Here is a 13,296-nt window from a genome sequence, read left to right on the forward strand (position 1 = left end):
GGTGACTACCGACACCGCCGCTTCCGAAAACACGTCCCCGGTGCGCACCACGACCGCCATCGACGCCGTCGCCGACGCCTACACGGACACCCTGATCCGGCTTAACCCGAGCTTCGCCACCGAGCTCGGCCTGCCCGGCCACGAGACCGGCTACCAGGACTTCACCCCGGCGGGCCGGGAGGAATTCGCCGCCGCGGCGCGGGAGACCCTCGCCGCCCTGGACGGCCTGGAGCCGGCCGACGACGTCGACGCCGTCACCCTTGACGCCATGCGCGAGCGGCTGGGCCTCAGGCTGGAAATCCATGCCACCGGCTGGGACCTGGCCGAACTGAACAACATCGCCTCCCCCGCGCAGGACATCCGCTCGATCTTCGACCTCATGCCCACGGACACCGCCGAGCAGTGGGAGCACATCGCCGGCCGGGCGCACAACGTCCCCGCCGCGATCGACGGCTACATCGCGTCACTGCGCGCCGCGAAGGACGACGGCAAGGTCGCCGCGGCCCGCCAGGTCTCGATCGTCATGGAACAAGTCACCAGGTACGCCGCGGCGGACGGCTTCTTCGCGAAGCTCGCCGCCGGCGCCAGGACCGCCGGGGGGCCGCTTCCGGCGGAGCAGCAGTCCAGGCTCGACGCCGGCGCTGCCGCCGCGCGCACCGCCTATTCCCGGCTGGCCGGCTTCCTGGAAGCGGAGCTGCTGCCCGCCGCCCCCGCCACGGACGCCGTCGGCCGCGAGCGCTATGCCCTCGCCTCCCGCGAGTTCCTGGGCGCCACGGTGGACCTCGAGGAGACGTACGCCTGGGGCGTGCAGGAGCTGGACCGCATCATCGCCGAACAGGAAGCCGTGGCCGCGCAGATCCGGCCCGGCGCCAGCATCGGCGAGGCGAAGGCGGTCCTGAACAACGATCCGGCGCGCCGGATCAAGGGCACCGGGGCCTTGATCGCCTGGATGCAGGGGCTCTCCGACAAGGCCGTGGCCGAGCTCGCCGGCGTCCACTTCGAGATCTCGGACGTCATGAAGACGCTCGAATGCCGCATCGCACCGACGGACGACGGCGGCATCTACTACACCGGCCCCTCCGACGACTTCAGCCGCCCCGGCCGCATGTGGTGGTCGGTGCCGAAGGGCGAGGACACCTTCACCACCTGGGCCGAGACCACCACCGTGTTCCACGAGGGCGTCCCCGGCCACCACCTCCAGATCGGCACCGCCACCTACCGCCGCGAACTGCTGAACAAATGGCGCCGCAACGTGTGCTGGACCTCCGGGCACGGTGAAGGCTGGGCGCTCTACGCCGAGAAGCTGATGCAGGAACTGGGCTACCTCAACGACCCGGGCGACCACATGGGCATGCTGGACATGCAGCGGATGCGCGCCGCCCGCGTGGTGTTCGACATCGGCGTGCACCTGGAACTGGACGTCCCGGCGCGCTGGGGATCCGGCACCTGGACCGCGGACAAGGGCCTGGAGTTCCTCAGGGCCAACCTGGACATCAGCGAGGGCCAGCTCCAGTTCGAATTCGCGCGCTACCTCGGCTGGCCCGGACAGGCCCCCCCCTACAAGGTGGGCCAGCGGCTCTGGGAACAGATCCGGGCCGAGCTCGAATCCCGGCCCGGCTTCGGACTCAAGGCCTTCCACACCAAGGCCCTGAACATCGGCTCCGTGGGCCTGGACACCCTCAGGCGCGCGCTGCTCGGGTGACAATCGCCACATCCAGGCCAGGAATAACTTCATAAAGTCCTTGCAGGGCGCCGGAATCCCGGTGATTCCGCGCCGGCGAGCCACCTGCGGCCGCGTAACATTTCTCAACATCGGTTCGTCGTGATAAGCCGCCCGGTCCTAGCGTGTTCCGGTGAGCACTCAGACAAGCACCCCCGCACCCGCTGGAAAGACCGGGTTCCAGCTGCCCCGATGGGCCGGCTCGTTCGGTTTCCAGATCATCGCCGCCCTGATCGTCGGCCTGGGCCTTGGCCTCCTGGCCAAGTACACGGGCAGCACCAAGGCCAGCCCCAATGCCCTCGGCGGCACGCTGCAGACCATCGGCTCGAGCTACGTCTCGCTGCTGCAGACCGCCGTCGTCCCCCTCATCTTCACCGCGGTGGTCAGCTCCATCTCCAACCTGCGGGCCGTCTCCAACGCCGCCCGGCTGGCGTGGAACACGCTGCTCTGGTTCGCGATCACCTCGCTGGTCGCCGTGCTGATCGGCATCGGCCTGGGCGTGCTCCTGCAGCCCGGCGCCAACACCGGGATCTCCCAGGAAGCCAAGTACGCCGGCAAGTCCGGTGACTGGTGGGCCTTCCTGACCGGCTTGTTCCCCAAAAACTTCCTGGGCCTCGGCGCCAGCACCACGGTCACCGACGGCGTGGCCACCACCGCCGTGAGCTTCAACGTGCTCCAGATCCTGGTGATCGCCATCGCCGTCGGCATCGCGGCCCTCAAGGTGGGCGAGGCCGCCGAGCCGTTCCTGAAGCTCAACGCCTCCGCCCTGGCCGTCATCCAGAAGGTGCTCTGGTGGATCATCCGCATCGCACCGCTGGGCACCGTCGGCCTGATCGGCAACGCCGTGGCCGTCTACGGCTGGGACACCATCGGCTCGCTCGGCAAGTTCACCGTGGCCATCTACATCGGCCTGGCCCTCGTGTTGTTCGTGGTCTACCCGGTCCTGGTCCGCGCCCACGGACTGTCCATCAGGCAGTACTTCTCCGGCGTCTGGCCGGCCGTGCAGCTGGCGTTCGTCTCGCGCTCCTCGATCGGCACCCTGCCGCTGACCCAGCGCGTGACCGAGCGCAACCTCGGCGTCCCCCGCGCCTACGCCTCCTTCGCCGTGCCGCTGGGCGCCACCACCAAAATGGACGGCTGCGCGGCGATCTACCCGGCCATCGCAGCGATCTTCGTGGCCCAGTTCTTCGGCATCCAGCTTGACATCACCGCGTACCTGCTGATCGCCCTCGTCTCCGTGCTCGGCTCGGCCGCGACGGCGGGCACCACGGGCGCCGTCGTCATGCTGACCCTGACGCTCTCCACGCTGGGTCTGCCGCTGGCCGGCGTCGGCCTGCTGCTGGCGATCGACCCGATCCTGGACATGGGCCGCACGGCCGTCAACGTCGCCGGGCAGGCACTGATCCCGGCGATCGTGGCCAAGCGCCAGGGCATCCTGGACGAGGCGCTCTACAACGCTCCGCGCAACGGCGACCCGTTCAGCGACGACGTCCCAGACACTGCTGCTGATGCCGCCGACCCGTCGGCCGTTCAGGCGCCGGCAGGGTCAGTGGTGCCGGCGCCGGCGGGCCGCGAACTGGCGGACGCCAAGGCGTAGCTGGGCTCCCGCACTACAGCATTGAAGAACAAATCCCCGGGAATCTCCCGGGGATTTGTTCGTTAAGCCGCGTCCGTCTTGCGGGCGGGCGTCAGCGGTGGCCGCCGCCGATCACGCCCTTTTCAGCGGCCTTCGTGACAGCGTCAGCCTCCGCCTGGGTCAGGGTGCCGTCCTTGACGGCCTGGTCGAGGCGGGGCTTCAGGGCTGCCGCGTGGTTCGCCTGCTGGGCCGTGCGGAGCTCGTCGAGGGCGGCGGTGACCTTGGACTCGTCAATGCCCAGCGACTTCGCCAGGGCCGCGGCCAACGCCTTCTCCATCGCGGCACGGTCCGGCTTCTGCCCTTCGGCGCGGGGCGTGGCCGGCTTGTTGGCCTGGCGGAAGGCCTTCAGCGCGTCGGCCACCTTCGCCTCGTCCACGCCCAGCTTCGCAGCGAGCTCCTTGAGCCGGCCGCCGCGCTCCCCGCCGCGCTCGCCGTGGCCGTGGCGGCCGCCCTGCATTCCCGGGACCCCAGCGGTCGAGTTATCCCCCGGCGCGCTCGAACTGCTGGACGGGGTGGGGCTGGGGGTGGTGGTTGCGGAGGTCATCCCGGTGACTCCGAGGCCGGCACCCAGTGCCAAGGCCGCGGCCCCCAAGCCGAGGGCTATTCTCTTCGTGCGTGACATCTGCTGCTCCTGGATCTGCCGTCCGGTGGCGCTGCCACCTGGTGCTGCTGTGGGGGTGGAACTCTGGTTCACGACCCTCTCCCAGTGTGCGCCTGCGAGGTCTGGGATAGCTGTACCTAAGCTTTCATCTTCCTGTGAATCCTGGGAGGTGCTGGTCCACCCAGATCGAGACCCGGTCATTGAAGTGCTGGCCGCTCACGCCATCGTTTGGTCAGCGCCAGGGTGGCGGGTTGGCCGCGATGATCTCCGGGGTGAGGAGCATCCCGCCGAAGTCCGCGCGTGCCTTGGCCAGTGTTTCCGGGTCCGGGTCGATGCTGGCGTACCAGGGCTCCAGGTCTTTGGCCTGCACGAGGTGCTTTCCTCCGCCGAGAGGTTCGATGATCCATTCGGACAGGTCGTTGGCGTGCGTCAGATGGGCATCGGTGAGGAGCTGCAGCCCGTGCGCATCGGCAATGTACTGGCCATTCAGGTGCCTGTTGTAGCGGACCTGGTACTCCTTCACATGGGGCAGCGGGGGCCTGCCGTCGGAAAGCTCAGCCCAACTACTGGTGTTGACGTGGCTGTGCTGCACGAAGGCCAGATCGGTGTCCCCAGGGAACGCGGTCATGGCGCGGACAACCTGGGCCAGCCGGTCCCGCCAGGACACCGTGTCGTCCATGACCGCATAGCAGGCCCGGCCCAGGGTACCCAGCGACGCCCAGACCACTCGGCCGGCCTGGGGCCGCAGATATGCCACACGAGCCATGGCGAATTTCGCGGCGGCATCCGCCAGTGCCGGTCCAACGTCGGGGTTCTTCGAGCGGGCCTGATGGATGTTGCGCCGCAGGTACACGTCCGCACCGTCGAAGCGGCCCCACGCCGCGCCGGCGTCAGCGATCTTCGCCGTCAGGGCGGCCGGGACATGCCAGACACGGCGCTGTTCGTCTGCGTCCAGCAGTGCCAGATCATTGGTCCGGTAGGACACGAACGCAGTGAGCTGCCGCGGCGGCTTGGCTTCGCCGCTCATCCACTCCGGGAAAAATGCCTGTGGCGCGGCGGTGACCTTCCCGGTCATTCCCAAGGCCTGCAAGTGCCGGGCGAAGGAATCCAGCCACGCACGCACGCCCTCCTCGGGCCCGGCCCTGCCCATCAGCGCCACCGGTCCGGCGTCGGAGTCCGAGACCCCCTCGGTGAACACTTCGTCGCCCCACCCGGCGTCCTCGACTTCCTGGTTCGCGACCTGGACCGCGGCGTCGACCGCGTCAAAGACATCCTTCGAACCGCTGGGCCGGAACTGCAGCCACAGCTCCTCGTACTGGGCCTTCCGCCAGGCCTTCGACAACGCGCCCCACACAACCTCAACACCAGGCTCCGGCATACGATCCCCCTTCGTTCGCATGCAGTGCTATCGCTCTTCGGTGAACATACCCCATCCCATTGCCAAAATTCGAGGAAACCTCGACATTCAACGCAAGGGGCGGCATGTAGCCAAGTGGCGCTGATCAATTTCACCTGACGTTGACCACAATGGTCACGTTGAGCAGCACGCAGGCGATCCGAGGGTTACCCCCGGCAACTTCGCCTCGTCGACGGACTCGGCCAAAACCGCCATTCGAACAGTGAAGAATCCGCCATTCTCCGCTCGATAGCCGAGAAGCGGACCTGCTGGTCTGCCGGCACGCCCACAGAAATTTGCTCAGAGTGCAAAGATGCACGTAGTGTAATGCGCATGCCCCCGCCGACCTCCCACAACGCCCCGGACTCCGTGCCGACGCGCCGCGAACTGAACAAGGCGGCCACCCGCCAGGCCATCACCGATGCGGCCCTGGGCCTGCTCCGCACCCGGGGGCCCGGCAACTTCACGGTCGAGGACATCGCCGACGCCGCTGGGATCTCCCGCCGGACGTTCTTCAACTACTTCGCCAGCACCGAGGCCGCCCTGGCCGCGGTGACTTTCGGCTTCCTGGACACCGCGCTCCGGCAGTTCCGGCTGCGCCCGGCCGGAGAACCCATCCTGGAATCGGCCCGGGCGGCTCTGGTTGAACTCGCCGACCCCATGACGGTCGCGCCGATGGCCGAGCTCTACAGCCTGGGCCAGACCAACCCCCAGCTCAGCCGCTCCGAGCTGGAGGCGTGGGACCACTGCACCGAACAGATCATCGACGCCGCCCGCGAGCGCTTCGCCCCCGCAGCCGACGCCGGCGCTACGGGGGGTGCCGACGCCGGCGCTGCCGCCGTCGTCGGGGTTGATGAACTGTACCTCCGCGCCCTGGCCGGCTCCATCATCTCCTGCGGCAAAGCGGCATTGGACGTCTGGTTCGCCCGGTGCGGCGGCGACCTCAGCCCCGGATCCCTCGCCACCCTGCGCCAGCTCCTCATTGATTCCATGAGCCTGCTGGGCTCCGGTTTCGCCGGCCCTGCCTCCCCTTCCACCGCCACCCCTTTCCCAGATCGGCACTGACATGGCCCTTTTGCTCTACCGCCTCGGCAAGTTCTCCTACCGCCACCGCTGGCTCGTCATCTCGCTGTGGCTGGCCGTCATCCTGGCCGTCGGCGGCGCCGCAGCCGCATTCCACGGCACCATGTCCAACAACTTCCAGATCCCGGGCACCGAGACGCAGCGGATGGCGGACAAGCTGAAGCAGGAGCTGCCCAAGTCCTCGGGCGGCTCCGCCGGCATCGTGTTCGAGGCCACTGACGGCCAGTTCAGCCAGGCCGGCAGGGACGCCGTCACGGCCGCGCTGGCCAAGCTCAGGACGCTCCCGGCTGTCCAGGGGACGGTGGACCCGTTCGCCACGCAGGCACAGCTGGACCAGGCCGCAGCGGAGATCACCGCCGGTGAGCAGCAGGCCGACGCCGGCAGGGCGCAACTGGACACGTCCGGCGCCGAACTCGCCGCCGGGAAGGCCCGGCTTGCCGCCGCGGAGCAGCAGCTGGCCGCGGCCGGACTGCCCGCCGCCGCCGTCGAAGCACAGTTGGGCGCACAAAAGGCTGCCCTCACGGCCGGCCAGGAAAAGCTCGACGCCGGGACCTCGGAACTCGAGGCCGGCAACGCCAGGCTCGCCCTCGCCAAGCGCCAGCTCGCCGCCTCGCACGGGATGCGCTTTGTCTCCGAGGACGGCAAGGCCGCGATCGCGCAGGTCCAGTTCAACACCTCCATCAATGCCCTGGCCCCGGCGGTCCGCCAGCAGGTCCAGGACATCGCCCAGGAAGTATCCCCCGCCGGCGTCACCGCCCTCGCCAGCAAGGAAATCACCGAGGACGTCTCGGAGATGTTCGGTATCTCCGAGATCCTCGGCATCGCCGTCGCGGCCCTGGTGCTGATCGTCATGCTGGGCACCCTGATCGCCGCCGGGCTCCCGCTGCTGATGGCCCTCGTGGGCGTGGGGGTCGGTGTGGGCGGCACCTTCGCCCTGACCGGCGTCGTGGACATGAGTTCGATCTCCCCCATGCTGGCGCTGATGCTCGGCCTCGCCGTCGGCATCGACTACTCGCTGTTCATCGTCAACCGGCACCGCGGCCAGCTCCTCGCCGGCACGGACGCGGAAGAATCCGTGGCCCTGGCCACCGGCACCTCCGGCAACGCGGTGCTCTTCGCCGGCCTGACCGTCATCATCGCCCTCGCCGCCCTCGTTATCCCGGGCCTGCCGTTCCTGGGGGTGATGGGCCTGTCCGCCGCCGCCACGGTGGCTGTCGCCGTCGTCGTCGCCCTGACCCTGACCCCGGCCGTACTCTCGCTGGTGGGCCGGAAACTGATCTCCCGGCGCGCCTGGGCCAAGGCGGAGATGCACAACGCCGCCCCGGGACACGAGGCCGCGGACATGGCCAGGGACGAACAGCGCAGCAGCCGCGGCTGGGGCGGACTCGTCACCCGGCACCCGGTGCTGGCGCTGCTCGCCGGCGTCGTGCTGTTGGGCGTCGTGGCCCTGCCGGCCAGCCAGCTCCGGCTCGCCCTGCCCGACGGCGGGTCCGAACCTGTCGATTCGCAGGCGTTCAAGGCCTATGACGTGACCGGACGCAGCTTCGGCGAAGGCCTGACGGGCCCGATCGTCGTCGTGGGCGACTTCCCCGCCGGGCTGAGTGCCGCCGAGGCGCAGGCCAGGCAGCTCGACGTCGCGGACATCCTGCGGGGCGTGGACAACGTGACCGCCGCCGTCCCGGTGGCCCTCAGCGAGGACCGCCGCACCGCGGTGTTCCAGGTGGTGCCCCGGGAGGGCCCGGCCAGCGCCAGCACCGTCAAGGTGGTCGCCGAGCTCCGCGGCAAGAAAGCCGACATCAAGGATGCCACAGGGGTCGATATCGGCCTCACCGGCCAGACCGCGGGCAACGTGGACGTCTCCGCCAGGCTCGGCGACGCCCTGCCGCCCTACCTGGCGATCGTCGTGGGCCTCTCGCTGCTCCTGCTGCTGCTGGTGTTCCGCTCCATCGTGGTGCCGCTGCTGGCCACGGGCGGCTTCCTGCTCTCCCTCGCCGCCGCGTTCGGGGCCGTCGTGGCCGTGTACCAGTGGGGCTGGCTGGGGCCCGTGTTCGACGTCGCCAATCCCGGCGCGGTGCTCAGCTTCCTGCCCATCATCCTGATCGGCGTGCTGTTCGGGCTGGCCATGGACTACCAGGTGTTCATCGCCGCCGGGATGCGCGAGGCGTACATGCACGGCGAACCGGCGAAACACGCGGTCCGCACCGGCTTCAGCCACGCCGCCGCGGTGGTCGCTGCCGCCGCGATCATCATGGTCAGCGTGTTCGCGGGCTTCATCTTCTCGCACCTGAATATGGTCCGGCCGCTGGGCTTCGCGATGGCGTTCGGCGTGCTGGTGGACGCGTTCGTGGTGCGCATGACGATCGTTCCCGCCGTGATGTACCTGCTGGGCGAGAAGGCCTGGTGGCTGCCCCGCTGGCTGGACCGCATCCTGCCGGACGTCGATGTTGAAGGCGCCCGGGTCCGCCAGCAGGCACCGGCCGTCGCGCCGGAGCCCGAAGAGGTCGGCGCACACTGAGCCTCCGTGGCTGGTCCCTCTGGCTGGTCACTTTGGCTGGTCCGCTTGGAAGTGCCGGGTGGTTTGCCCGCTCAGGCTATGAGTGGACTTTCCGCGTGTGATCGCTTGAGGACCTTGGCACGGTGGCGGAGTTCCCGCCGGTGGTGGCGGGATACCGGCTCGGCTGCTGCGGGCAACGGCGTACCGGGAAACGGCGTACCCGGTAAGGGAGGTGCGGTGGAGCGGTAGCTGTGGCCGGTGGGGGTGCGGAGTTCGAGGGTGTGTCTTGGCCCGGGCCTGGGATGGGCGGACCAGACGGGGGTTTCCTTGGTGTGGTTGCAGGCTTCGCAGAGCCCGGCGCCGTTGGGCTGGCTCGTGGGGCCGCCGGTGTGCCAGGGGATGATGTGGTCCAGGTGGCGGATCGGGGCATCGCAGTACGGGGTGCGGCAGGTGTCGTCCCGGGCGCTGATGAAGCGGCGGAGGCCGTGCGGGAAGAGCCGGGCGCGGGAGTCCATCGCGACGAGCTCGCCTGTGCCGGGGGCGGTGTAGAGCCGGCGGAGCCAGGAGTCTGTTCCCCCGGCCCTGAGCGAAGCCCTGGCCCACGCTGCCGGCACGATGCCGTAGCCGGGGAGCCGGGCCGGTTCGCTGTCGCCCTGGAACAGGGTGCGGTCGGTCATGACGAGCTGGATCTCAATGCCGGTGATCCCGCCGGGGCTCCCGGTGATCCGCTCGACGAGGGCGTCGGCCATGAGCTGCCCGTGGGTGCGCGGGTCCCCGCCGGACTTTAAGGTGTCGGCGTGCCGGGTCAGCGCGGTGTGCACGGCGACGCCTTCGGCGACGGGGAGCAACGCGGTCAGGTACGTCATGGTGTCCGGGGCCGGGCGGAGGCTGACGTGCCGTTCACCCTCGGCGTGGCTGGCCCGCTGGGCCACGGAGCGGGGGTCCCTGCGGCACGCGGCGGACCGGGCCGCGGCAACCAGGGCCCGGTCCCCGGTGCCGGACAACGCCCCGGTATCGGCGGCGAGTTCCTCGTCGACGGCGCAGCGGTCCGGCGCGGACAGGCACGCGGTCTCCTTCACCAGCAGCGTCGCGCGCCACTCGTTCAGCTCCCCGGATTCCAGCGCGGCGAGGGTGTGTGGCATTTCCGTCACCAGGGCCTTCGCCAGGCCCAGCAGCCGGCCGCCTCGGGACGGGGATTCCCGCCGGGCCAGGGCGATCTGCGCCCCGACGCCTCTTCCGAGCTCGTCCGCCGGCACGCCCTGATCACGCTGAACACGGCGCTGCTCAAGATCGAAGGCCACGGCGATCCGGGCCTGCGCCGCGGCCGCGGCGGACTTCAAATCCTCCAGCTCCCGCAACTGGGAAATCAGCCCGGCACGGTTCCCGCACGGCCGGACCCCGGCCAGGGAGCCGATCAGGTTTCTGACCGCCATACCCTCCGTTACTGCCGGAGCCGCTTCCGGCTCCCTATTGCCGTTCATGAACCAATTCCATCAGGCACCTCCGACAGTATTAGCCCGACGGATCCGCCGGAGATGTCGCCGTGCGGCGCCGGCGTCCAGCGCGGGTCAGCGCCCTGCAGTCCCGGCCCGCTGGAAGCAACGCGGGGTCACTTCGCGCCCATAATCCCCCGCCGGATGGGCCGTAAGTGACCCCGCGTTGCTCTTCAGCGGTGAACTAGGCTGGAGCCGTGACCCGCCTCATTCTTGCCTCCCAGTCCCCCGCCCGCACCAAACTGCTGTCCCACGCCGGCATCGCCCACGAGGTTCTCGTCTCCGACGTGGACGAGGACGCCGTCCAGGCCCGCTACGGCGTGACCGACCCGCATGACACTGCCCTCCTCCTGGCCCGCGCCAAAGCCGAGGCCGTCGCCTCGCTGCCCGAGGCGGAGGGCGCCCTCGTGATCGGCTGCGATTCCGTGTTCGAGTTCGACGGCGAGGCGCACGGCAAGCCGTACACGGCCGACGTCGCCAGGGAACGGATGCTGAGGATGAGCGGCAGCATGGGCGTGCTGCACACCGGGCACTGGCTCGTCGACTGCCGCGACACCGACGCCGACGGCGGGTCCGGCGGTACCGCCGCCGCCGGCTCCGGTGCGACGCTCGGCTCCGTCTCCTCGGCCGAAGTGCACTTCATGGAGATGACCGAAGCGGAAATCGACACCTACATCGCCACCGGCGAGCCGCTCCAGTGCGCCGGCTCCTTCACGATCGACGGCTACGGCGGGGCCTTCATCCGCAAGGTCGACGGCGACCCGCACGCCGTCGTCGGGCTCTCCATTTCCACCCTCCGCGGGCTGCTGGCCCAGGCGAAGGTGGGCATCACCGAGCTGTGGACCGGCGGGGCCGTGGACCCCGCGGACGTCCGGGCAGAGTGAGCGATTTCCCGGCTCTTTGTAGCTTCCCTACAAAGGCTGGGCGCTTTACGCGCGGAATCCGCAAGTAATATCGGCGGAACCCACAAAACCGCGCTAGGCTCCCTGAAGGAAAGAAGGAGACGCCTTGTCAGCAAATTCGGAGCAGTCCGCAAATCCCGTGCAGCGATCAACCCAGGCAGCAACTGCCACTGGCACCCGCCGGCTGAGCAAGGTGCTGATCGCCAACCGCGGTGAAATCGCCGTTCGCATCATCCGCGCCGCACGCGATGAGGGCATCACCTCCGTGGCGGTCTACGCGGACCCGGACCGCGACGCCCTGCACGTCAAGCTGGCGGACGAGGCCTACGCCCTGGGCGGCAACACGGCCGCCGAGTCCTACCTCGTGATGGACAAGCTGATCGAGGTGGCGCACCGCTCCGGCGCCGACGCCATCCATCCCGGCTACGGCTTCCTGGCCGAGAACGCCGAGTTCGCCGCCAAGGTGATCGACGCCGGCATCACCTGGATCGGCCCGGGCCCGGCGGCGATCTCCGCCCTGGGCGACAAGGTCCGGGCCCGCCACATCGCCGAGAAGGTGGGCGCGCCGCAGGTCCCCGGCACGGCCGACCCCGTCGAATCCGCCGAGGAAATCCTCGAGTTCGTGGACAAGTTCGGCCTGCCGGTCGCCATCAAAGCAGCCTTCGGCGGCGGCGGCCGCGGCATCAAGGTGGCCCGCACCCGCGAGGAAATCCCCGAACTGTTCGAATCCGCCGTGCGCGAGGCCGTCGCCGCCTTCGGCCGCGGCGAGTGCTTCATCGAACGCTTCCTGGACGCCCCGCGCCACGTCGAGACCCAGTGCCTCGCCGATGCGCACGGCAACGTCGTGGTCATCTCCACCCGCGACTGCTCGCTGCAGCGCCGCAACCAGAAGCTCGTCGAAGAAGCCCCGGCGCCCTTCCTGACCGAAGAGCAGAACCGCCGCCTCTACGAATCCTCCAAGGCCATCCTCAAGGAGGCCGGCTACCTCGGCGCCGGCACCTGCGAGTTCCTCGTGGGCCAGGACGGCACCATCTCCTTCCTCGAGGTGAACACCCGCCTGCAGGTGGAGCACTGCGTCTCCGAGGAAGTCACCGGGATCGACCTGGTCCGCGAGCAGTTCCGGCTGGCCTGCGGCGAGGAGCTCGGCTACGGGGACCCCGAGGTCCGCGGCCACTCGTTCGAATTCCGCATCACCGGCGAGGATCCGGGCCGGAACTTCATGCCGGCCCCGGGAACCATCACCCGGCTGGTGAACCCCACCGGCCCCGGCGTCCGCATCGATTCCGGGGTGGAGCAGGGCGACGTCATCAGCGGCAACTTCGACTCGATGCTCACCAAGCTGATCGTCACCGGCGCCACCCGCACCCAGGCCCTCCAGCGCGCCCGCCGCGCCCTCGAGGAGATGGTGGTGGAAGGCATCCCCACCGTCATACCGTTCGACCTCGCCGTTGTCACCAACCCCGACTTCGCTCCCGCCGAAGGCCCGTTCAAGATCCACACCCGCTGGATCGAGACCGCCTTCGTCAACGACATCCCGGCCTGGACTCCCACCGGCGCCGAGGCTGAAGCGCCCGACGCCGGCGAACGCCAGCGCGTCGTCGTCGAGGTCGGCGGCAAGCGCCTCGAGGTGGTGCTGCCGGCGTCGCTGGGTTCCCTGGCCGGCGCGGGCGGCGGCCGCGGCGCCAAGCCCGCCAAGGCCAAGAAGCGCTCCCGCACCGGCGGCGCGGCAGCGGCGGCCAGCGGCAACGCGCTGACCTCCCCGATGCAGGGCACCATCGTGAAGGTGGCGGTGGAAGAGGGCGACACCGTCGCCGAGGGGGACCTCGTCGTCGTGCTTGAGGCGATGAAGATGGAACAGCCGCTCACCGCGCACCGGGCCGGAATCGTGACCGGGCTCTCGGCGGCTGCCGGCGCGACCGTCTCCGCCGGTGCCGTGATCGCCCTGATCGAGGACATCGCAGCGGAGTAGAC

Annotated in this window: 9 protein-coding genes; 6 read left to right on the forward strand and 3 right to left on the reverse strand. The window is 69.7% G+C overall.

Features of this window, described 5'->3' with window-relative positions:
* Position 1 precedes the first annotated feature (1 nt).
* Both ACQCSZ_RS13215 and ACQCSZ_RS13220 read left to right on the forward strand, forming a co-directional pair.
* Positions 2-1,702 (forward strand): DUF885 domain-containing protein, encoded by a 1,701-nt coding sequence (locus ACQCSZ_RS13215; RefSeq protein WP_427004231.1) that lies wholly within the window; start codon positions 2-4, stop codon positions 1,700-1,702.
* 151 nt (positions 1,703-1,853) lie between these two features.
* Entirely contained in the window at positions 1,854-3,317 is a 1,464-nt protein-coding gene (locus tag ACQCSZ_RS13220; RefSeq protein ID WP_427004232.1) for a dicarboxylate/amino acid:cation symporter, read from the forward strand.
* A 91-nt stretch (positions 3,318-3,408) separates the two neighbouring features.
* Here ACQCSZ_RS13220 and ACQCSZ_RS13225 read toward each other — a convergent pair whose 3' ends face one another.
* Both ACQCSZ_RS13225 and ACQCSZ_RS13230 read right to left on the reverse strand, forming a co-directional pair.
* A complete protein-coding gene (locus ACQCSZ_RS13225) occupies positions 3,409-3,978 on the reverse strand; it encodes a hypothetical protein (RefSeq protein WP_427008332.1) in 570 nt (189 codons plus the stop codon).
* Positions 3,979-4,189: 211 nt separating this feature from the next.
* Entirely contained in the window at positions 4,190-5,335 is a 1,146-nt protein-coding gene (locus ACQCSZ_RS13230; RefSeq protein ID WP_427004233.1) for a hypothetical protein, read from the reverse strand.
* Between the two features lie 351 nt (positions 5,336-5,686).
* On the opposite strand from ACQCSZ_RS13230, the gene ACQCSZ_RS13235 reads away from it, so the two are divergent.
* Both ACQCSZ_RS13235 and ACQCSZ_RS13240 read left to right on the forward strand, forming a co-directional pair.
* Positions 5,687-6,418: a TetR/AcrR family transcriptional regulator gene (locus tag ACQCSZ_RS13235; protein WP_427004234.1), complete on the forward strand. Its 732-nt coding sequence runs from the start codon at positions 5,687-5,689 to the stop codon at positions 6,416-6,418.
* Position 6,419: 1 nt separating this feature from the next.
* Positions 6,420-8,951 (forward strand): MMPL family transporter, encoded by a 2,532-nt coding sequence (locus ACQCSZ_RS13240; RefSeq protein ID WP_427004235.1) that lies wholly within the window; start codon positions 6,420-6,422, stop codon positions 8,949-8,951.
* A gap of 71 nt (positions 8,952-9,022) precedes the next feature.
* Here the strand turns inward: ACQCSZ_RS13240 and ACQCSZ_RS13245 are convergent, their stop codons facing one another.
* Entirely contained in the window at positions 9,023-10,411 is a 1,389-nt protein-coding gene (locus ACQCSZ_RS13245) for a DUF222 domain-containing protein (RefSeq protein WP_427004236.1), read from the reverse strand.
* 209 nt (positions 10,412-10,620) lie between these two features.
* Between ACQCSZ_RS13245 and ACQCSZ_RS13250 the strand changes: the two genes are divergently transcribed.
* Together ACQCSZ_RS13250 and ACQCSZ_RS13255 are read left to right on the forward strand one after the other, a co-directional pair.
* Entirely contained in the window at positions 10,621-11,307 is a 687-nt protein-coding gene (locus ACQCSZ_RS13250; RefSeq protein WP_427004237.1) for a Maf family protein, read from the forward strand.
* Positions 11,308-11,431: 124 nt separating this feature from the next.
* Complete coding sequence (locus ACQCSZ_RS13255; RefSeq protein WP_427004238.1) at positions 11,432-13,294, forward strand: acetyl/propionyl/methylcrotonyl-CoA carboxylase subunit alpha; 1,863 nt, start codon at positions 11,432-11,434, stop codon at positions 13,292-13,294.
* The last annotated feature ends 2 nt before the right edge of the window (positions 13,295-13,296 follow it).

The sequence above is a fragment of the Pseudarthrobacter sp. H2 genome, assembly GCF_050157045.1.
In the GTDB taxonomy this organism is placed as follows: domain Bacteria; phylum Actinomycetota; class Actinomycetes; order Actinomycetales; family Micrococcaceae; genus Arthrobacter.

Coding starts and splice junctions, on each gene's coding strand:
- ACQCSZ_RS13245 (WP_427004236.1), bottom strand. CDS start 10,411: ATGAACGGCAATAGGGAGCCGGAAGCGGCTCCGGCAGTAACGGAGGGT.
- ACQCSZ_RS13225 (WP_427008332.1), bottom strand. CDS start 3,978: ATGTCACGCACGAAGAGAATAGCCCTCGGCTTGGGGGCCGCGGCCTTG.
- ACQCSZ_RS13235 (WP_427004234.1), top strand. CDS start 5,687: ATGCCCCCGCCGACCTCCCACAACGCCCCGGACTCCGTGCCGACGCGC.
- ACQCSZ_RS13240 (WP_427004235.1), top strand. CDS start 6,420: ATGGCCCTTTTGCTCTACCGCCTCGGCAAGTTCTCCTACCGCCACCGC.
- ACQCSZ_RS13230 (WP_427004233.1), bottom strand. CDS start 5,335: ATGCCGGAGCCTGGTGTTGAGGTTGTGTGGGGCGCGTTGTCGAAGGCC.